This window comes from Nocardioides pollutisoli (assembly GCF_040045055.1).
In the GTDB taxonomy this organism is placed as follows: Bacteria; Actinomycetota; Actinomycetes; order Propionibacteriales; family Nocardioidaceae; genus Nocardioides; species Nocardioides tweenelious.
Genome location: NZ_JBDZDU010000001.1, coordinates 2,149,056 through 2,168,503, shown reverse-complemented (window position 1 = coordinate 2,168,503; position 19,448 = coordinate 2,149,056). Strand labels below are relative to the sequence as shown.

At 71.0% G+C, this 19,448-nt stretch carries 20 protein-coding genes; 6 read left to right on the top strand and 14 right to left on the bottom strand.

Annotated features, from left to right (window positions below):
• Nucleotides 1-84 precede the first annotated feature (84 nt).
• Nucleotides 85-1,488 carry a glycoside hydrolase domain-containing protein gene (locus tag ABLE68_RS10520; protein ID WP_348871272.1) on the top strand — a complete coding sequence of 468 codons (1,404 nt, stop codon included), beginning with the start codon at nucleotides 85-87 and terminating at the stop codon, nucleotides 1,486-1,488.
• A gap of 50 nt (nucleotides 1,489-1,538) precedes the next feature.
• Here ABLE68_RS10520 and ABLE68_RS10515 read toward each other — a convergent pair whose 3' ends face one another.
• The 4 genes from ABLE68_RS10515 to ABLE68_RS10500 all read right to left on the bottom strand — a co-directional run bounded on the left by ABLE68_RS10515 (nucleotide 1,539) and on the right by ABLE68_RS10500 (nucleotide 4,399).
• Nucleotides 1,539-1,985: a DUF3817 domain-containing protein gene (locus ABLE68_RS10515; protein WP_348871271.1), complete on the bottom strand. Its 447-nt coding sequence runs from the start codon at nucleotides 1,983-1,985 to the stop codon at nucleotides 1,539-1,541.
• A gap of 61 nt (nucleotides 1,986-2,046) precedes the next feature.
• Nucleotides 2,047-2,715 (bottom strand): phosphoribosylformylglycinamidine synthase subunit PurQ, encoded by a 669-nt coding sequence (gene purQ, locus ABLE68_RS10510; RefSeq protein WP_348871270.1) that lies wholly within the window; start codon nucleotides 2,713-2,715, stop codon nucleotides 2,047-2,049.
• A complete protein-coding gene (gene purS / locus ABLE68_RS10505) occupies nucleotides 2,712-2,957 on the bottom strand; it encodes a phosphoribosylformylglycinamidine synthase subunit PurS (RefSeq protein WP_348871269.1) in 246 nt (81 codons plus the stop codon). Before purS ends, purQ begins: the two co-directional genes overlap by 4 nt.
• Nucleotides 2,958-3,016: 59 nt before the next feature.
• Nucleotides 3,017-4,399 carry an exonuclease/endonuclease/phosphatase family protein gene (locus tag ABLE68_RS10500; RefSeq protein ID WP_348871268.1) on the bottom strand — a complete coding sequence of 461 codons (1,383 nt, stop codon included), beginning with the start codon at nucleotides 4,397-4,399 and terminating at the stop codon, nucleotides 3,017-3,019.
• A gap of 47 nt (nucleotides 4,400-4,446) precedes the next feature.
• On the opposite strand from ABLE68_RS10500, the gene ABLE68_RS10495 reads away from it, so the two are divergent.
• Nucleotides 4,447-4,947 carry a YflT domain-containing protein gene (locus ABLE68_RS10495; RefSeq protein WP_348873259.1) on the top strand — a complete coding sequence of 167 codons (501 nt, stop codon included), beginning with the start codon at nucleotides 4,447-4,449 and terminating at the stop codon, nucleotides 4,945-4,947.
• 119 nt (nucleotides 4,948-5,066) lie between these two features.
• Here the strand turns inward: ABLE68_RS10495 and ABLE68_RS10490 are convergent, their stop codons facing one another.
• From ABLE68_RS10490 to ABLE68_RS10480, 3 genes are read right to left on the bottom strand one after another with little or no spacing between them, the layout of a single operon-like run.
• A complete protein-coding gene (locus ABLE68_RS10490; RefSeq protein WP_348871267.1) occupies nucleotides 5,067-6,629 on the bottom strand; it encodes a long-chain-fatty-acid--CoA ligase in 1,563 nt (520 codons plus the stop codon).
• A complete protein-coding gene (locus ABLE68_RS10485; protein ID WP_348873258.1) occupies nucleotides 6,626-7,030 on the bottom strand; it encodes an SRPBCC family protein in 405 nt (134 codons plus the stop codon). Before ABLE68_RS10485 ends, ABLE68_RS10490 begins: the two co-directional genes overlap by 4 nt.
• A complete protein-coding gene (locus ABLE68_RS10480; protein ID WP_348871266.1) occupies nucleotides 7,027-7,911 on the bottom strand; it encodes a phosphoribosylaminoimidazolesuccinocarboxamide synthase in 885 nt (294 codons plus the stop codon). The genes ABLE68_RS10485 and ABLE68_RS10480 overlap by 4 nt, the downstream gene beginning before the upstream one ends.
• An 84-nt stretch (nucleotides 7,912-7,995) precedes the next feature.
• On the opposite strand from ABLE68_RS10480, the gene ABLE68_RS10475 reads away from it, so the two are divergent.
• Entirely contained in the window at nucleotides 7,996-8,961 is a 966-nt protein-coding gene (locus ABLE68_RS10475) for a sulfotransferase family protein (RefSeq protein WP_348871265.1), read from the top strand.
• Between the two features lie 112 nt (nucleotides 8,962-9,073).
• Here ABLE68_RS10475 and ABLE68_RS10470 read toward each other — a convergent pair whose 3' ends face one another.
• Together ABLE68_RS10470 and ABLE68_RS10465 are read right to left on the bottom strand one after the other, a co-directional pair.
• A complete protein-coding gene (locus ABLE68_RS10470) occupies nucleotides 9,074-9,958 on the bottom strand; it encodes a hypothetical protein (RefSeq protein ID WP_348871264.1) in 885 nt (294 codons plus the stop codon).
• Between the two features lie 30 nt (nucleotides 9,959-9,988).
• Nucleotides 9,989-10,543: an antibiotic biosynthesis monooxygenase gene (locus ABLE68_RS10465; protein WP_348871263.1), complete on the bottom strand. Its 555-nt coding sequence runs from the start codon at nucleotides 10,541-10,543 to the stop codon at nucleotides 9,989-9,991.
• A gap of 58 nt (nucleotides 10,544-10,601) precedes the next feature.
• On the opposite strand from ABLE68_RS10465, the gene ABLE68_RS10460 reads away from it, so the two are divergent.
• Complete coding sequence (locus ABLE68_RS10460; RefSeq protein WP_348871262.1) at nucleotides 10,602-11,219, top strand: HIT family protein; 618 nt, start codon at nucleotides 10,602-10,604, stop codon at nucleotides 11,217-11,219.
• A 29-nt stretch (nucleotides 11,220-11,248) separates the two neighbouring features.
• Complete coding sequence (locus ABLE68_RS10455; RefSeq protein WP_348871261.1) at nucleotides 11,249-12,712, top strand: MFS transporter; 1,464 nt, start codon at nucleotides 11,249-11,251, stop codon at nucleotides 12,710-12,712.
• On the opposite strand, the gene ABLE68_RS10450 is transcribed toward ABLE68_RS10455, so the two are convergent.
• The 5 genes from ABLE68_RS10450 to ABLE68_RS10430 form a co-directional block, all read right to left on the bottom strand.
• The gene (locus ABLE68_RS10450) at nucleotides 12,682-13,707 is read right to left on the bottom strand and encodes a hypothetical protein (protein ID WP_348871260.1); all 1,026 of its coding nucleotides are present in this window, start codon (nucleotides 13,705-13,707) and stop codon (nucleotides 12,682-12,684) included. The genes ABLE68_RS10455 and ABLE68_RS10450 overlap by 31 nt on opposite strands.
• On the bottom strand, nucleotides 13,704-14,261 hold the full coding sequence (locus ABLE68_RS10445; protein ID WP_348871259.1) for an RNA polymerase sigma factor: 558 nt from the start codon (nucleotides 14,259-14,261) through the stop codon (nucleotides 13,704-13,706). Before ABLE68_RS10445 ends, ABLE68_RS10450 begins: the two co-directional genes overlap by 4 nt.
• A gap of 42 nt (nucleotides 14,262-14,303) precedes the next feature.
• Nucleotides 14,304-15,722 carry an adenylosuccinate lyase gene (gene purB / locus ABLE68_RS10440; protein ID WP_348871258.1) on the bottom strand — a complete coding sequence of 473 codons (1,419 nt, stop codon included), beginning with the start codon at nucleotides 15,720-15,722 and terminating at the stop codon, nucleotides 14,304-14,306.
• A 108-nt stretch (nucleotides 15,723-15,830) separates the two neighbouring features.
• Nucleotides 15,831-17,105 carry a phosphoribosylamine--glycine ligase gene (gene purD / locus ABLE68_RS10435; protein ID WP_348873257.1) on the bottom strand — a complete coding sequence of 425 codons (1,275 nt, stop codon included), beginning with the start codon at nucleotides 17,103-17,105 and terminating at the stop codon, nucleotides 15,831-15,833.
• On the bottom strand, nucleotides 17,102-18,385 hold the full coding sequence (locus tag ABLE68_RS10430) for an adenylosuccinate synthase (protein WP_348871257.1): 1,284 nt from the start codon (nucleotides 18,383-18,385) through the stop codon (nucleotides 17,102-17,104). The genes purD and ABLE68_RS10430 overlap by 4 nt, the downstream gene beginning before the upstream one ends.
• A 113-nt stretch (nucleotides 18,386-18,498) precedes the next feature.
• Between ABLE68_RS10430 and ABLE68_RS10425 the strand changes: the two genes are divergently transcribed.
• Nucleotides 18,499-19,380 (top strand): diacylglycerol/lipid kinase family protein, encoded by an 882-nt coding sequence (locus tag ABLE68_RS10425; protein ID WP_348871256.1) that lies wholly within the window; start codon nucleotides 18,499-18,501, stop codon nucleotides 19,378-19,380.
• Nucleotides 19,381-19,448 lie beyond the last annotated feature (68 nt).

Below are 19,448 nucleotides of genomic sequence, written 5' to 3'. Positions count from 1 at the left end.
ACTGGTGTGAATGTTGAGGTTATGGTGATTTGACCCCGGCAACGGGGCACGCCGTTACTTCCCCAGCATGTGCAGGAGCTCGTGATGTCTCGCCCGGGTGCATCGACCCTTCGCGCCGTACGCGCACGGGCGGCCGCAGGCGTCCTCGCGGTCGTCCTCGCCACCGCCTCGCTCGCCGTCCTCGGCGGCTCCGAGGACGCCGCGACCGGTGCCGCGGCCCCGGCCCGCAAGGCCAACGTCGTGACTCCCGGGAACTTCACCGGCTACGGCTTCGACCAGTGCAACGCGCCCGCCCAGTGGCAGATGGACCGCTGGCTGCAGAGCTCGCCGTTCCTCGCCGTCGGCATCTACATCTCCGGCGACTCGCGCGCCTGCCGCTCGCAGCCCAACCTGACACCGGCGTGGGTCCGCACCCAGCTCGCCAACGGCTGGCGACTCCTGCCGATCACGCTCGGCCCCCAGGCCTCGTGCCAGCCGCGCTTCCCGCGCTACGAGAACGACAAGACGATCATCCCCAAGCCCGGCGGGCAGGGCCTCTACGGCCCCGCCGGCAAGCAGGGCATCGCGGAGGCGACCAAGACCGTCAGCGCCGCGAAGACGCTCGGCATCGCACCGGGCAGCACGCTCTGGTACGACCTCGAGGGCTTCGACTCGAAGAACACCAACTGCCGCGAGTCCGCCCTGTCCTTCCTCAGCGGGTGGACGGGCGAGATCCGCGCGCGCGGCTACGTGGCCGGCGTCTACTCCAGCGCCAGCTCGGGGATCCTGGCGCTCGACAACGCCCGGATCAACCGGCCGGCCTCCTTCAACCTGCCCGACCAGATCTGGATCGCCCGCTGGGACGGGGCGGCCAACACGTCGACGACGTACATCAGCAACGACGGCTGGAACCCGCACGCCCGCGTGAAGCAGTACCAAGGCGGGCACGACGAGACCTGGGGCGGCGTCAAGATCACCATCGACCGCAACTTCCTCGACGTCGGCCAGGGCTCGGTCGCCACCCCGGAGCTGCACTGCGGCGGCGTCAAGATCGCTTTCGGCATCTACGACAAGCTCAAGCCCGCGACCCCCGAGCTCACGCCGCCGCCCGCGAAGGTGAAGGCGCTCCAGTGCCTCCTGCAGGAGCAGGGCGTGTACGCCGGCAAGGTGTCCGGCAGCTACGACGCCGCCACCATCAAGTCGACCAACGCCTGGCAGGCGGCGCACGGCTTCAAGGTCAAGCCGACGTGGAGCACCAAGAACTGGATGTCGCTGCTGACCGCGGGTCAGACGCCGGTGATCAAGTACGGCTCCACCGGCCCCGCCGTGCGCCGCGTGCAGCGGGCGCTCAACGCGGCGACCCCCAGCACGAAGCCGTTGATGGCGACCGGCGTCTTCGACGCGGCCACCACGGCCGCGCTCAAGGCGTGGCAGAAGCGGATCGAGGTCGAGGTGTCGGGCGTCGCCGGCTCGGAGACGTGGGCCGCTCTCGCGGCCGGCCTCCACTGAACCTCGATACGCCCGCTCGTTCCTCGCGGGCTACTCGATCACCGGAATAGCTAGCTGCTGGCGGGCGGGCCGACCAGCAGGGCGAGCGCGGTCAGCGCTGCCACGGCGACCAGTCCGGCGACGGCACCGCGGACCGGGTTGCGCAGTAGCCAGGAGACGATCCGGTCGAGCCTCGACGTCGGCTCCTCGTGGAGCAGGCGCCACGAGCCGCCGAGGACGTCCGCGCGCTCGGCCGAGCGGTCGGCGAGCACGGTGAAGAACGGCGGGATCGACGCGAGCAGCGTCAGCAGCGACCGGCCGCGCGACCAGCGCTGGTCGACGGCGACGAAGACCGTCACGAGGCAGTAGGCGATGAAGACGACGCCGTGGACCATGCCGAAGACGCGCACACCGAGGTCGGTGACGCCGGAGTACTTGAACACCATGCCGGTGAGCAGCAGCGCCCAGGTGACCGCCTCGGCGATCGCGACGAGGCGGAAGGACTTGAGGGGACTCATACGGGGTCCCCGCAGAGTTGTTCGGGGGAGCGAAGCGGAGGAGAAGAACTCTGTGGGGTGTTCATGCGAAGGTGCGCTCCACGAGACTGGTGAAGAAGCCGATGCCGTCGGTGCCGGCTCCGGTGAGGGACTCGACCGCGTGCTCGGGGTGCGGCATCAGGCCGACCACGTTGCCGCGCTCGTTGGTGATGCCGGCGATGTCGCGCAGCGACCCGTTGGGGTTGACGTCGAGGTAGCGGGCGACGACCTGGCCCTCGCCCTCGATGCGGTCGAGGGTCTCGGCGTCGGCGACGAAACCGCCCTCGCCGTTCTTGAGGACGATGGTGATCTGCGCGCCCTCGTCGTACGACGAGGTCCACGGGGTGCGGTTGTTCTCGATCCGCAGGCGCTGGTCGCGGCAGACGAACTTGCGGTGGTCGTTGCGGATCAGCGCACCCGGCAGCAGGTGGGACTCGCAGAGGATCTGGAAGCCGTTGCAGATCCCGAGCACGGGCATGCCCTTGGCGGCCGCCTCGATCACCTCGGTCATCACCGGGGAGAAGCGGGAGATCGCGCCGCAGCGCAGGTAGTCGCCGTACGAGAAGCCGCCCGGGAGGACGACCGCGTCGACGCCCTTGAGGTCGTGGTCGCCGTGCCACAGGGCGACGGCGTCGTGGCCGCCGACACCGACCGCGCGCTGCGCGTCGACGTCGTCGAGCGAACCGGGGAAGGTGACGACCCCGACCTTCATGCGTCGACCCGCACCGTGAAGTTCTCGATGACGGGGTTGGAGAGCAGCGTCTCGGCCATCTTCTCGACCTCGGCGAGCACCGCGTCGGTCAGCTCACCGGCGATCTCGAGCTCGAAACGCTTGCCCTGGCGGACGTCCGTGACGCCGCTGAAGCCCAGTCGCGGGAGTGCGCCGAGCACCGCCTTGCCCTGGGGATCGAGGATCTCGGGCTTCGGCATGACGTCGACAACGACTCGGGGCACCTGGGCTCCTTGGGTGAGGCAACGGCGAGCGTGCTCAGTCTAGGAGAGGGGTGGCGCCCCTAGGACATCGGCAGCCGGAACTCCGCGAAGACCAGGTTGTGGTCGGAGGGGTAGTCGTCGAAGTCCGGGTCGTTGTCGGTGCGCACGATCTTGAAGAGGTCGGCTCCGGGGAGGTTCTTGGTCATCACCACGTCGAGCCGGGTGCCGAACCCGTTGGCCGAGGCGTCCTGCGGCTTCACGAAGTGGTTCGTCGAGTTGAAGCGCAGGTTGACGGTCTGCACCGCGGACGCCGTGTCGTAGTAGCCGTGCTGGAGCATCCGGACCCGCGCGTCGTTGCCGTCGGGCGAGGCCTGGTAGCTGTTGGTGTCGGCCGTGAAGATGATCGGCAGGTCGAGACCGCTGTTCTTCGCGTCCATGACCTGGGCGATCTCCTCGGTCTGCTTGGCGCGCAGCACCTCCGCCGCCCGGTTCGAACCGGGACTCTGGTGGGCGGTCACGAACCAGAACTGCTGGCCCGCCGACGGTCCGTCGATCACCTCGAAACGTGCGTATGCCGCGAACTGCTGCTTCCCCTGCGTCGTCGGGATCTCGATCGAGCAGGTCTTCTCGTCGTCGGGATCGCCGTACTCCACAGCGTTGTCACAGTCGCTGACGAGCGTGAACTTCGTGCTGTCGTACAGGATCCGGGCGTCCATCGGGAGGTTGGGCTTCTTGTAGTGGATCGGCGCGGTCCGGACCATGCGGTAGCGGTCCGGGAAGAGCTTCATCAGCACGGGCGCGCCCGGGTCCTTGCTGTACTCCTCGGTCAGCATCGGGGGAATGGCCTCCTGCAGGCCCGCGATGTCGGGCGCCACGTCCACGACGTTCTTCACGATCCGCGGGGCCCGGTTCTTCCAGCTGTGCGGGCCGGTGGGGCCGTCCAGGTCGTAGACCCGCACGTTGTAGCTCGCGACCCGGATGCTGGCGCCGGTCGCCTGCGACGGGGTGCCCAGGACGGAGGCGGCGAAGACCTTCGTGGAGCGGACCTGCTTGGGCTTCTTGTGGATGCCGCGCACGTAGACGAACAGGGAGTTGCCCGTGCCGAGCCCGGCACCCGCGGCAGCGGTCTGCTCGGGCGTCAGCGTCATCGAGCGCGCCTTGGAGCCGCCGGGGACCACGAAGCTCGCGGTCACCCACCCGCGCGACGGGTCGTCGGCATGGTCCTGCTTGGGCGGCGTCGTGGACGTGTCGATCCGCCAGTAGTCGACGTCGTCACCCTTCGACTTCCACCTGATCGTGACCTCGCCTGCTCCGGGACCGGGCGTGGCGGAGGCCGCGGTGATGGGGCTCGGGTAGCGCGCGGCCGGACGCGCCTCGACCGGCGTCGTGGCCAGGGCGACGGGCACCATGGCGAGGACGACGAGACCGGACATCAGACGGCGGCGCACGCCCCAGTTGCTCATGCCGGGACATGCTAGTTCGGCGGGCCGGGCATCATGGGGGAATGAGCATGAACGCCGGTGTCCCCGGAGCCAGCCCCCTGAAGCTCGAGTTCCCGCAGTCGCTCGCGGTCTACGACGACTACGCGGCCGCCCAGAAGACCGTCGACTTCCTGTCCGACAACGAGTTCCCGGTCCAGCACCTGATGATCGTCGGCACCGACCTCAAGCGGGTCGAGCGGATCACGGGGCGGCTGACCTACGGCCGCGTCGCTCTCGGCGGCCTGCTGTCCGGCGTCTGGCTCGGACTCTTCATCGGGCTGATCTTCTCGTTCTTCACCACCGACAACAGCGTGCTCGGCGTGATCGTGTCCTGCATGGCGATCGGTGCGGCCTTCGGCGTCGTCTGGGCGATCCTCGGCTACGCGCTCACCCGCGGCCAGCGCGACTTCTCCTCGATCACCCAGGTCGTCGCCACCCGCTACGAGGTGCTCGTCGAGCACAAGGTCGCGGCCGAGGCCCGCGAGCTGCTGGCCAAGCTCCCCGGCGCGCTGCCGAACCCGTTCGCGTAGGCCGCCCGGCGGTTGAGGAGGGACGAAGTCCCGTCTCGAAACCCCGCAAACCGACGTGACTGCGTTGGCTGCGGGGGTTTCGAGACGGCGCTGGCGCGCCTCCTCAACCAACGACGGCGCTAGCTCAGCTCGCGCTTGAGGATCTTGCCCGTGGCGGTCATCGGGATCGTCTCGACGAACTCGACCATGCGCGGGTACTTGTAGTTGGCCATCTGCTCCTTGCCCCAGGCGAGCAGCTCGTCCTCGGTGATCTCGGCCCCCTTGTTGAGGATCACGACGGCCTTGATCTCCTCTCCGTGGCTCTCGTGCGGGACGCCGATGACCGCGGCGAGGGAGACGGCCTCGTGGCTCATCAGGACCTCCTCGATCTCGCGCGGGTACACGTTGTAGCCACCGCGGATGATCATGTCCTTGGAGCGGTCGACGATGTAGTACCAACCGTCCTCGTCGCGGCGGCCCAGGTCACCGGAGCGGAACCAGCCGTCGTGGATGACCTCGGCGGTCGCCTCGGGCCGGTTGTAGTAGCCCTTCATGATGTTGTGGCCCTTGATCGCGATCTCGCCGATCTCGTCCGGGCCGTCGGGCACCGTCTCCCAGCTGTCGGCCTGGAGCAGCTCCATCTCGACGCCGGGGATCGGGACACCGATCGAGCCGACGCGGACGGGCTGGCCGTACGGCGAGAAGCTCGCGACCGGGGACGTCTCGGAGAGGCCGTAGCCCTCGAGGATCGTGACGCCGAAACGCTTCTCGAAGTCCTTGTGCACCTCGACCGGGAGCGCCGAGCCGCCGGCAGCAGCGACCCGGAGGTTGCGTGCCAGGGCCTCGACGTCGATGTCGGCCTCGAGCGCGCCGAGCAGGCCCCAGTACATCGTCGGGACGCCGGCGAAGAACGTGATGCCCTCCTGGAGCATCAGCTCCAGCGCGGCGTGCGCCTCGAAGCGGGGCAGCATCACGACGGTGCCGCCGTAGGCGAAGGCGCCGTTCTGGATCACGGTCTGCCCGAAGGAGTGGAAGAGCGGGAGCACGCAGAGGTAGGTGTCGGGGTTCGACGCGTCCGCACCGAACAAGGCCTCGCCGGACATCGCGTTGTCGCGCATGTTGCGGTGGCGCAGCTCGGCGCCCTTGGGCTGGCCGGTGGTGCCGGACGTGTAGAGGATGACGGCGGTGTCGTCCTCGTCGGTCGCGACGGTGTCGAACTCGGCCGGCTGGCCGGCCATCGCCTGCGCCATCGTCTCGGTGCCCTCGATCGGGGACGCGGCGTCGAGCGCGGCCGTGATCATGAAGAAGTGCTCGCAGCCCGGCGTGTCCGAGAAGCCGGCGTACCCGGCCTCGCCGATCGGCAGCTCGGGCGTGCCCTGGAAGCAGAAGTAGGCCTTCGCGTCCGAGTCGGCCAGGTGGTAGGCGACCTCGCGGCCCTTGAGCAGCACGTTGAGGGGGACGACGGTGCCGCCCGCCTTGAGGATGCCGAAGTAGACGACCGTGAAGTAGGGCAGGTTGGGGCAGCTCAGCGCGACCTTGTCGCCGGGCTGGATCCCGCGCGACACCAGGGTGTTGGCCACCATGTTGGCGAAGGCGTTGAGCTCGGCGTAGGACAGCCGGGTGTCGCCGAAGACGATCGCGGTCCGGTCGGGGAAGGTCGCGGCACTGTCCTCGAGGAGCGTCGCCAGGTTGTACGTCGTCATGCCGACAACATACTGGCCGCGTGGCGGAGGTCACTTCGTACGGCGGAGGGGGCGACCAGGCCGAGCAGCCGTGCGGCCGGGGCCGCGAGACCACGTCCCCGCAGCTCCATGGTCGGCTCGACGTCGCAGCCGGTGGCCGTCGCGGTGAAGGTGAGGGTCAGCGTGGCCGTGAAGCCCCGCCAGGTGCCGGTCTCGGTCCAGCGGTGGGGCCGGTCCAGCTCCGTCGTCTCCATGCGCGGTCGCAGCCCGGGCTTGGTCACGTCGAGCCAGGTCTGGCCGACGCGCACCTCGCCGTCGACCTGCTCGACGCGCGCCAGGCTCGACTGCCACTCCGCCCGGTTGCGCGGGTCGGCCAGGTAGTCGAACGCCGCCTCGGGCGGCACCGGGAAGGAGACCTTCAGAACGTCTCCCCCGTCAGGAGCTCGTAGGCCTCGACGTACCGGCTGCGGGTGCGCTCGACGACCTCGGGCGGCAGGGGCGGCGGGGCCTCACCGGACGCGCGGTCCCAGCCGGACTCCGGCGACAGCGCCCAGTTGCGCACGATCTGCTTGTCGTACGACGGCTGCGTGCGCCCCGGCTGCCACTCGGCTGCCGGCCAGAACCGCGACGAGTCGGGGGTGAGCACCTCGTCGCCGAGCACCATCGTGCCGTCGGCGCGGGCCCCGAACTCGAGCTTGGTGTCGGCCAGGATGATGCCGCGCTCGCGGGCGATCGACTCGGCGCGGCCGTAGACCTGCAGCGTCAGGTCGCGCAGCGCGGACGCGGTGTCCGCGCCGACGGTCGCCACCACCGCGTCGTACGAGACGTTCTCGTCGTGGTCGCCGAGGTCGGCCTTGGTCGCCGGCGTGAAGATCGGCTCGGGGAGTCGGCTGCCGTCCTCGAGCCCGGTCGGCAGGGCGATGCCGCAGACCTCGCCGGTCGCGCGGTAGTCGAGCAGGCCGGTCCCGGTGAGGTAGCCGCGGACGACGCACTCGACGGGGTACATGTCGAGCCGCTCGCAGACCACGGCCCGGCCGCGGACCGCGTCGGGCACCTCGGTGGAGATGACGTGGTTGGGCACGAGGTCGCCCAGCTGGGCGAACCACCACAGCGACATCCGGGTCAGGATCTCGCCCTTGTCGGGGATGGTCGTGTCGAGCACGAAGTCGAAGATCGAGATCCGGTCGCTGGCGACCATCAGCAGGTCGCCGCTCGGCAGCTCGTAGAGGTCGCGCACCTTGCCCGAGTGGAGGTGGGTGGCGCCCTCGACGGCCGGTGCGGTCGGGATGTTCAGCTCGGTCACGGGGCCCACTCTAGAAGCAGCCCTTCCCGCACCTTTGACCACTTTGTAGAGTGATTTACAACAGTTATGAGCGGGAGGGCTCGCATGGACCGATCGCCACGGCCGGACTTCCTGATCGTCGGCGCCCCCAAGGCCGGCACGACCGCCCTCCACTCCGCGCTCGCCCAGCATCCCGACGTCTTCATGACGCAGCCCAAGGAGCCGAAGTACTGGCTCTGCGACGACGCCCCGCCGCCCGCCTGGCGCGGCCCCGGCGACGCGCACTCCCAGCAGGAGTGGATCTGGCGCGCCGACGACTACCAGCGGTTGTTCGAGCCCGGCGCCGCTCACGCGGCCCGCGGCGAGAGCACGCCCTTCTACCTCTGGAGCCGGGGCGCCCACCGGCGGATCGGCGAGGCCCTGCCCGACGTCCGCCTGATCGCGGTGGTGCGCGACCCGGTCGACCGCGCCTACTCCAACTGGATGCATCTGTGGTCCGACGGCCTCGAGCCCGAGCGCGACTTCGAGACCGCCTTCGCCCGGCAGGACGAGCGTGTGCGTGCGGGCTGGGCGCCGTTCTGGCGCTACCGCGAGCTCGGGATGTACGGCGAGCAGCTGGCGCACCTCGTCGAGCACGTCGACCGCTCGCGGGTCCTGGTGATGCGCTACCGCGACATCGTCGACGACCCGCCGGCCGCCGTCGACCGGGCCTGCCGCTTCCTCGGCATCGCGACCGGGACCGTGGCCACGATCCCGCGCGACAACGCGCGCAGCTACGTCCCGCCCGGCTGGCGCCCGACGGTGCTCGGTCCGGTCGTGCGGACCGGCGCCCGGCTCGGGCAGTTCGCCCCGCCACGCCTGTGGCGCAAGGCCAGCGTCCCGCTCGTGGCCGGGCTCAGCGGAGGGCGCGACGTACGCCGCCCGCGGCTGACCCCGGAGCAGCGCGAGCGGCTGGTGCCGACCTTCGCCGACGACGTGCGACTCCTGGAGGACGTCACCGGCGAGGACTACTCCGACTGGCTCTCCACCGCCGACCGCGGCTCCTTCGACGAGCGGCGCACCAGCGCGTAGCCGTTGGTTGAGGAAGGACGAAGTCCTGTCTCGAAACCCCGGAACCTGACGTAGGGCCGTTGGCTGCGGGGGTTTCGAGACGCTTGCTAGCGCAAGCTCCTCAACCACCGGGTCAGCGGACCAGCGTCACCAGGTCGTGGGCGCCGTCGGGGCGCGCGGCCTCGACGTAGAAGCGGGTGCGACCGTCGGGGAGGCGGACGGCGGAGGCGTAGCGCCAGGCTCCGTCGGAGTGCGGCGAGACGATGGGGTCCGCGTCGTCGGCGACCAGGGTGCGGCCGTCCCAGCGGGCGACCCCCGTCGTCTCGTGCCAGTTGGAGGCGGCGTCGGGGCGACCGTCGTACAGGACGGTCAGCGGCTCCGCGGCGATCTCGGTCGTCACGCGGGCGCCGCGGGCGTCCCAGTGGCCGGGCCGGCCGGCCAGCACCTCTCCCTGGTCGGTCCAGTCGAGGCCGTCGGCGCTGACGAGCAGCCGCGTCGTCATCCGGTCCTCGTGGCCCGCCTGCGTCAAGGGATGGCAGCACAGCCACATGCGCCAGCCGTCCTCGGTGGGCACGACGACCGGGTCCTTCACCGCGACCTGCTCGTCGCCCGGCAGCACCACCTGCTGATGTCCGGTCGGCAGCTCCTCGGGCGTCGCGGCCGTGAGGCTGTCGACCCACCAGTGCTTGGAGTCCGGGGTCGCGCAGGAGAGGTAGAGCCGCCAGCCGAGACCGGGCACCGGCACGAGCACCGGACGCTCGAACGACTCGCACCCGAAGGCCTCGCGCTCGACCTGGGCCACCTGCTCGAAGGTCACACCGTCGGCGGACCGGGCGACGACCACCGCGACGCCGCGGCCCTCGGTGAGCGGCCGCCGGACCCGGTAGGTCAGCCAGAACGTCCCGTCCACGAGCACCGCGCTCGCCGCGCCCGCCCAGTTGCCGGGGCCGGCCCCGGGTGCGGGCACGACGACCTGGACGTCGTCGTACGACGGGAGCGGCAGGGTCTCGACGGACATGGGCCGAGCATAGTCGAGTGGAGTGATCGACTATCGGCGCAGCCACCACTCCATGCGCTTGGTGATCCACGGCAGCGCGACGTACGTCATCACCGGGGTCAGCACGAGCACGATCAGGAGCACGCGCAGCGGCAGCGGCAGCCCCGAGATCGTGTGGCTCGCCGCCCAGTTGGCGACCAGGCTCAGCGGGAAGAAGACCAGGAAGATGACGCACGCCTGCTTCCACCGCGGCGGTGCGGGCGGCCCGGGCCGCAGGTCCTGCACGTCGCGGCTGGCGGGCGGGTCGAACCAGCCCTCGATGCCCGTACGCCGCTCCTTGCGCGACTCCCCCACCAGCCCCTGCGCGGCGCCGAGCCACCAGTCCCGCTGGGGCGAGGCCTCCCACGTCTCGAGCGAGGCCTCGTCGGCGAAGCGGTAGAGCATGTGCCACTCGTCGGAGTCGGTCGACGGTCGCACCCACCCGGAGCCGAGGAACCCGTCGAAGCGCGCGGCGAGCGCCGAGCCGGCGCGGATCCAGGCCACCATCTCGTCGCCGTGGCCGGGGTCGATGGTCCGGGTGATCGAGACGGTGACGGGGGCGCTCATGGGTCGATCGTCCGGGGGTGCTGGCGAGCGGCGCAACTCGGGCTGCCAGAGTGGGTGCATGCCCGAGTCTGCCGCTGAGGTGTACGCCAGGGCCGTTGCGGCCGCCGGAACCGACGGACGGCTGCCCGCGCCGCCGATCACCACGTGGGACGTCTTCCCCTGGGAGGTCGTCGACGGGGCCATCGTGCCGAAGCGGCTCGCCGAGCCGACGACCGAGCCGCCACGCGTCGGTGACGAGGACGGCAAGCCGTGCACGTCGTGCGCCGGCTTCGACCCCGCCCGGATCGTGTGGGAGGACGAGGTCTGGGTCCTCACCGCCGAGGAGGCGCCGACCGGGCTACCGCTCGTGCTGGTGCTGCACACCCGCGAGCACATGGACTTCGGCGACCTCGACGACGACCTGGCCTCGCAGTTCGGCCGGATCTCCAACCGGCTGGTGCGGATCATCCAGGGGCTCGAGAACATCGGCCGCGTCCACGTCGACCGCTGGGGCGACGGCAGCGCGCACTTCCACGTGTGGTTCTTCGCGCGCACCAAGGGCCTGGCCGACATCCTCGGGTCCTACGCCGTGGAGTGGGACGAGATCCTGCCGCCCGGCCCCGACGACGTACGCCGTGCCGACCTGCACGCGGTGGCGACCAAGCTCGCCAACTGGGGTGGCCACGCACGCGCGTGACCTGACCACCGATCGGGCACGGTGACCCCGTGACCGAGCACGCCGTCGAGACGCCCGACGTCGAGGAACCGACGTACGAGCCGAACCCACGGCGCTGGCGGATCCTCACCGTCTCGCTGGTCGTGGGCTTCATGGCCCTGCTCGACGTCTCGATCGTCAACGTCGCGATCCCGTCGATGCAGACCGGGCTCGACGTGTCCGCGGGGACGATCCAGTGGGTCGTCTCGGGCTACGCGCTCGCCTTCGGCCTGACGCTGGTCGCCGGCGGACGCCTGGGCGACGCCTACGGGCGCCGACGGATGATGCTGATCGGCCTGGTTGCGTTCGTCGCGTCGAGCGCCGCGGTCGGCTTCGCGCCCAGCTCCGAGCTCGTCATCGCCGCGCGGCTCGTCCAGGGTGCCAGCGCCGGGCTCCTCACCCCGCAGAACTCCGGGCTCATCCAGCAGCTCTTCCGCGGCCGCGAACGAGCCCGCGCCTTTGGGGTCTTCGGTCTCACGGTCTCGATCTCGTCGGCGACCGGCCCGGTGCTCGGCGGCCTGATCATCGCCGCTGCCGGCGAGGAGAACGGCTGGCGCTGGCTCTTCCTCGTCAACATCCCGATCGGCCTGGCGGCGTTCGTGGCCGTCATGCGGCTGGTGCCGCGGCGCACCGACCGTGCGGACCGCGCGAGCAGCCGGATCGACGTGCCCGGCGCGCTCCTGCTCGGCGCCACCGTGCTCTGCCTGCTCTACCCGGTCGTCCGGCTCGAGGGTGGCGACCACCTGCCACTGGTGCTGCTGCCCGGGGTGCCGCTCTTCGCCTGGGCGTTCGTCCGCTGGGAACGCCGTACGACGCGGCGCGGCCACGCACCGCTCCTCGACCTGGGCCTGCTCCGCACGCTGCCCGGCTACCTCAACGGCCTCGCGGTCGGCGCGCTCTACTTCACCGGCTTCACCGGCGTGCTGCTGGTGCTCTCGCTCTACCTGCAGGACGGCCGCGGCGCGTCACCCCTGGAGGCCGGGCTGCTGATCATGCCCTTCGCGCTCGGCTCCGCGATCAGCGCGCCGCTGTCCGGCCGGGTCGTCTCCGACCTCGGGCGGCGCGTGACGGTGGCGGCGCTGCTGGCGATGATCGCCGGCATCGTGCTGGTCGCGGTCCTGGTGCCGGGCCGCGACCCGGTCTGGCCGTGGCTGGTGCCGACGCTCTTCCTGGCCGGGCTCGGCGGCGGCGCCGTCGTCTCGCCCAACATGACCCTGACCTTGTCCGAGGTCCCGCCCCGGATGGGCGGCGCGGCCGGCGGTGCCGTGCAGACGGGCCAGCGCATCGGTGCGTCGATCGGCGCCGCCGTACTCGTCACCGTCTACCAGCTGGTGCTCGACACCGGCGGCGCCGACGCTGCGCTCCGGGCGGCACTGCTCACCGGCGCAGCCCTCGTCGGGCTCGCGCTGGTGATGGCCGTCCGGGCGCTCTCCCTGTCGACGGCTCAGCCCGAGCAGCCCAGCGCGCCCTCGTAGCCCTCGGGCATCTCGCCCGCGGCGATCCGGTCGGCGTAGTCCCAGACGACCTCGGGATAGTCGCCGGTGTCGTTCATCTGGTGGAGGACCGGCCAGTCGCGAGACGTCCCCATCACCCGGACGGCTTCGTCGATGCCGTCCTGGTCGCCGGCGGCGCGATTGTCCTCGTAGAACGACAGCCAGGCGCAGGCGACCTGCCCCACGACGTCGGCACCGAGCTGGTAGGGATCGATCTGGCCGGACTCCACCGTGGCGTCGCTGCCCATCGGGAAGACCGTGCCGGCGGCGTCGCGGATGCCGTTGACGATCTTGTCGATCGCGGCGCTCCGTTCGGACGAGCCCACGAACTCGTCGGGCAGGCTCGCCTCGAAGGTCGCTTCGTCGACGAACCGGAGCCGGTCGAGGAGAGCGACGTACGCCGCCTTGTCCATCCCGCTGGCGCGGATCTCCAGCCAGGAGCCGTCCTGGACCTGGCGGATCGTGGTGTGGTCGTCGGGCGAGTAGGCCCACATCTGCCCGCCGAGGCCGAGCACCTCGACCGGGGCGCCGTCGGCGGGCGGGTCGACGATGTGACGACGGTCCTCGACGTAGGAGTCGTAGCTGTCGGCGGGATAGTCCGTGATCTCGAGCTCCAGGTCGCCCTTGGCGTAGGCGATGCCGTCGGTCTCGTCGACGTGCACGACCTTCCAGCCGGGGGCGTCGAGCGCCACCCGGTCGGTCACCTGCGCCGCGGACGGCTGCTTCGCGAGGCCGGTGGGCCCGTCGCTGCCGGGTCCACCGCCGCTCGCCCACCACGCGGAGCCGACAGCCAGGGCGGCCACGACGACGGCGGCTGCCGCGGGCACGAGCCAGGACGTCGTACGACGGCGCGGGCGCTCGTCGCGGACGGGTCGCTCGTCGAGGACGGGAGTGCTCATGATCTCCTCCAGGAGGTCGGCTCGCCCGAGGTGGAGCGGCAGGCCAGCGACGTGGTCGTCGGTGAGCTTGGGGTTCATGACCGCTCCTTCCGGGTCAGCTGCGGGTGTCTGCTGGGGAGATGTCCGGGAGGCTCCGGATCGTTGCCGAGAAGTTCGCGGAGCCTTGCCCTGGCCCGGGAGAGACGGGGCCGGACGACCACGGTGGTCAGCCCGAGTACCTCGGCGATCTCGCGCGGCTCGAGTCCTTCCCAGAGATGCAGCTCGAGCACCTCCTGGTCACGGCCGCTGAGTCGGCGCATCGCCGCGACGACGTCGGCGCGCTGCACGACGTCGTCGCTGGTGTCGGGCATCGAGCCGGCGAGCTCGCGACGCAACCGGTCGCCCAGGGCGGTCCGGCGGTGGTCGCCGCGACGGTGGTTGGCAAGCACCCGCCGCGCGACTCCGTAGAGCCAGGGACGCGTCTCCGCGTCGGTCGGGACGTGCGTGAGCCGGCGCCACGCGACCAGGAAGGTCTCCGCGGTGACGTCCGCGGCGTCCTCGGGGCGGTCGGTGCGCCGGATGGCGTAGCCGAGGACCGCGTCGAAGTGGGAGGCGTAGAGCCGACGGAACGTGTCCTCACGACTCTCGCTCATACCTACCTCATGTCCGGCCGAGGCACGACCGTTGCAGGTCTTCTAGAGAATGCTGCCGGGCGAGTACGCCGCGGCGTCGGGGTGGCGCTCGGTCACCTCGGCGACCCGTCGTACGACGGCCTCGACCTGGTCGACCGCGGCGCCGGTGAACGTGATCGGCTCGGCCACCAGGGACGCGAGTTGCGCCTCGGTCAGACCGAGGCGCGGGTCAGCGGCGAGCCGGGCGAAGACGTCGTTGTCGGCCTGGCCCTGCCGCATGTCGAGGGCGGTGCCGACCGCGGCCTCCTTGATCGCCTCGTGGGCGGCCTCGCGGCCGACGCCGTTGCGCACGGCGGCCATCAGCACCTTCGTGGTCGACAGGAAGGGCAGGTAGCGGTCGAGCTCGCGCTGGATCACGGCCGGGAACGCGCCGAACTCGTCGAGCACGGTCAGGAACGTCTCGAAGAGGCCGTCGGCGGCGAAGAACGCGTCCGGCAGCGCGACGCGGCGTACGACGGAGTCGGAGACGTCGCCCTCGTTCCACTGGTCGCCGGCGAGCTCGCCGATCATCGAGAGGTAGCCCCGCAGCACGACCGAGAGGCCGTTGACCCGCTCGGCGGAGCGGCTGTTCATCTTGTGGGGCATCGCGGACGAGCCGACCTGGCCCTCCTTGAAGCCCTCGGTGACCAGCTCGTTGCCGGCCATCAGGCGGATCGTGGTCGCGAGGTTGGACGGCGCCGCGACCAGCTGGACCAGGGACGAGACGACGTCGAAGTCGAGCGAGCGCGGGTAGACCTGCCCGACGCTGGTCAGCACCCGGTCGAAGCCGAGGTGGGCGGCCACCCGCTGCTCGAGGTCGGCGAGCTTGGACGCGTCACCGTCGAGCAGGTCGAGCATGTCCTGGGCGGTGCCCATCGGGCCCTTGATGCCGCGCAGCGGGTAGCGCGCGAGCAGGTCCTCGACCCGGTCGATCGCGATCAGCAGCTCGTCGGCGACGGTCGCGAAGCGCTTGCCGAGGGTGGTCGCCTGCGCGGCGACGTTGTGGGAGCGGCCGGCCATCACGGTGGCCTCGTGCTCGGCCGCCAGGCGACCGAGCCGGGCCAGGGCCGCGACCGCGCGGTCGCGGATGAGCGCGAGGGACTGCTTGAGCTGCAGCTGCTCGACGTTCTCCGTCAGGTCGCGGCTGGTCATGCCCTTGTGGATGTGCTCGTGGCCGGCGAGGTCGGAGAACTCCTCGATCCGCGCCTTCACGTCGTGACGGGTGACCCGCTCCCGCGCCGCGATCGACTCGAGGTCGACCTTCTCGACGACGTCACGGTAGGCCTCGATCACGCCGTCCGGCACCTCGATGCCGAGGTCGCGCTGGGCCTCGAGCACCGCGATCCACAGCTGCCGCTCGAGCACGATCTTGTGCTCGGGCGACCAGATCTGGGCCAGCTCGGCGGAGGCGTAGCGGGTCGCGAGGATGTTCGGCACGGTCACGTGCCCGATTCTCCCACGCCGTTGAATCGAGACTTCCGTTGGTTGAGTCGAGAGAAATGTCGCGACTCAACCAACGGAAGTCTCGATTCAACCGTCAGAAGTCTCGACTCAACGGAGGGAGGCGCCCTCGACGACACCCAGCGGCTCGGCGGCGATGTCGCTGCGGCGCTGCATGCCCGGGAAGGTGACCAGGTCCGCGGCGGCGTACGCCGTGGCGCGCGCGGTCGCGACGTCGGCCCCGACGGCGCGTACGGCGAGCACGCGCCCACCAGCCGTGACGAGGTCGTCGCCGGCCAGCGCCGTCCCGGCGTGGATGACGTCGACGCCGTCGCGCTGCTCGGCCAGGTCGGCGCCGGTGATGACGTCACCCTTCGACGACGACTCGGGATAGCCGGCCGAGGCGAGCACCACCGTCACGGCGGCCTCGTCGCGGAAGACCGGGGCGGGCACGTGCGAGAGCCGACCGACGGCCGCGGCCGCCAGCAGCTCACCGAGCGGGGAGTCGAGCACCGCCAGGACCGGCTGGATGTCCGGGTCGCCGAAGCGGACGTTGAACTCGATGACCCGCGGGCCCTTGTCGGTCAGCGCGAGCCCGACGTACAGGCAGCCGACGAACGGCGTGCCGCGGTCGCCCATCTCCGCGAGCGTCGGCCGGACGACCTGCTCCAACGTCACGGCCGCCAGGTCGGGCTGCGCCCAGGCGAGCGGCGTGTAGGAACCCATGCCGCCGGTGTTCGGCCCGCGGCCGCCGTCGAAGATCCGCTTGAAGTCCTGGGCGGGCTGCAGGGCGTACGCCGTGGTCCCGTCGCAGATCGCGAAGACCGAGACCTCCGGGCCGTCGAGGAACTCCTCGACCACGACCCGGTCGCAGCCGGCGGCATGCGCGAGCGCCTCGTCGCGATCGCGCGTGACGACGACACCCTTGCCCGCCGCGAGCGCGTCGTCCTTCACGACGTACGGCGCACCGAACTCGTCCAGCGCGGCCGCGACCTCGTCGGGGGTCGTGCACGTGCGCGACCCGGCGGTCGGCACGCCCGCCGCCTCCATCACGCCCTTCGAGAACGCCTTCGACCCCTCGAGCCGGGCCGCCGCCCCAGACGGCCCGAAGACCGCGATCCCCTGATCCCGCACGGCATCTGCGACACCCGCGACCAGGGGGGCCTCGGGTCCGACCACGACGAGGTCGACCCCGAGCGCGACGGCCAGGTCGGCCACGGACGATCCCGACATCGGGTCGACCTCGTGCAGGGTCGCGACGGCGGCGATGCCCGGGTTGCCGGGAGCCGCGTGCACCTCGGTGACGCTCGGGTCCTGCGACAGGGCGAGGGCGAGCGCGTGCTCGCGGCCGCCGGTGCCGATCACGAGGGTCTTCACGGCGTTCAGATCAGCTCGTGCCGCACGATCGTCGCAGCCCGCGAGGGGCCGACGCCGACCACCGAGATGCGCGCCCCCGACATCGCCTCGACGGCCTCGACGTACGCCCGGGCGTTGGCCGGCAGCTCCTCGAAGGTGCGGGCGTCGGAGATGTCCTCCCACCAGCCGGGGAAGTACTCGTAGATCGGCACGGCGTGGTGGAAGTCGGTCTGGTTGACCGGCATCTCGTCGTGGCGGACGCCGTCGACGTCGTACGCCACGCAGACCGGCACCTGCTCCAGACCGGTGAGCACGTCGAGCTTGGTGAGCACGAAGTCGGTGACGCCGTTGACCCGTGCGGCGTAGCGCGCGATGACCGCGTCGTACCAACCGCAGCGCCGGGGGCGCCCGGTGGTGGTGCCGAACTCGGCGCCGATCTTGCGCAGGTGCTCGCCGAACTCGTCGTCGAGCTCGGTCGGGAACGGACCCTCGCCGACGCGGGTCGTGTAGGCCTTGACGATCGCGATGACCTGGTCGAGGCGGGTCGGCGGGATGCCGGAGCCGGTGCAGGCACCGCCGGACGTGGCCGACGAGGACGTCACGAACGGGTAGGTGCCGTGGTCGACGTCGAGCAGGGTGGCCTGACCGGCCTCGAGCAGCACGGTCTCGCCGCGGTCGAGCGCCTGGTTGAGCAGCAGGCCGGTGTCGCAGACCATCGGCGCGAGCCGGTCGGCGAAGGCGAGCAGCTCCTCGACGGTCTCGTCGACGGTGGCCGGTCGGCGGTTGTAGATCTTGGTGAGGACCTGGCCCTTGAGGTCGAGGACGCCCTCGACCTTCTGGCGCAGGATCTTCTCGTCGAAGATGTCCTGGATGCGGATGCCGATGCGGTTCATCTTGTCGGCGTACGTCGGGCCGATGCCGCGGCCGGTCGTGCCGATCCGGCGCGAGCCCAGGAAGCGCTCGGTGATCTTGTCGAGGGTGCGGTTGTAGTCCGCGATGACGTGCGCGTTGGCGCTGACCTTCAGCTTGCTCACGTCGACGCCGCGGGCGACGAGCGCGTCGAGCTCCTCGAAGAGGACGGCCAGGTCGATCACGACGCCGTTGCCGATCACCGGGACGACGCCGGGGCTGAGGATGCCGCTCGGCAGCAGGTGCAGTGCGTACTTCTCGTCACCGATCACCACGGTGTGGCCTGCGTTGTTGCCGCCGTTGAACTTCACGACGTAGTCGACACGGTCACCGAGCAGATCGGTGGCCTTGCCCTTCCCCTCGTCGCCCCACTGGGCACCGATGATGGCGATCGCGGGCATCTCGCTCCTTCGGACAAACAAAACAGCCCCGGCGCAACAGCACCGGAGCTCTTGCGACCAGAGGCTACCAAAGGGTGACCCTGCGCCACGAAGCCTCGACTACTGTCCGCGAGGTGGACCCACTTCTCGTCATCACCAACAGCGACGCCGGCAGCTCGGACGAGGAGAGCCTCGACATCGCCCTCGGCGTGCTGCGCAAGCGTGCCTCCGTGGAGGTCGCCGCGACGTCGAACCCCGGTGAGCTGGACGGGGTCCTCCACCGTGCCGGGTCCCGGCACATCATCGTCGCCGGCGGCGACGGCAGCCTGCACGCCGTGATCGCGGCGCTCTACCGCCGCCACGACCTCAAGGGCACCGTGGTCGGCCTGCTCCCGCTCGGGACCGGCAACGACTTCGCGCGCGGCACCGGCATCCCCCTCGACATCGCCGAGGCCGCCAAGGTCGTGCTGCGCAACCGTCCGCGCCCGATGGACCTGGTCGTCGACGAGGTCGGCGAGGTGGTCGTGAACGGCGTGCACGTCGGCGCCGGCGCGGAGGCCAGCCGTCGGGGTGCGAGCTTCAAGGAGCGGTTCGGCCGGATCGGCTACCCGATCGGCGCGGCGCTCACGGCCCTGAAGCCGCCGATGGTCCGGGTCCGGGTCGAGGTCGACGGCAAGGTCGTCCAGGACCTCGACGAGCCGGTGCTCCAGGTGGCGGTCGGCAACGGGTCGTCCGTCGGCGGCGGCACCGAGCTCACCCCGGACGCCGACCCCGGCGACGGGCACCTCGACGTGATGGTGGCCCGCTCCGCCGGGATGCTCGCCCGGACCCTCTACGCCGCGCGCCTCGGCTTCGCGACCCACCACCACCGCGACGACGTCACCTACCTGCGCGGCAGCACGGTCTCGGTGTCGGGCGGTCCGTTCTGGTGCAGCGCCGACGGCGAGATCTACGGGCCCGAGCGCCAGCGCACCTGGCACGTCGAGCCGGCGGCGTACGAGTTCCTACTGCCGTGAGCTGCCCAGGGCTGGGCTTGCCCAGGCCCGGACCCAGCAGCCAGATCGAGTAGCCCCGCGACCGACGC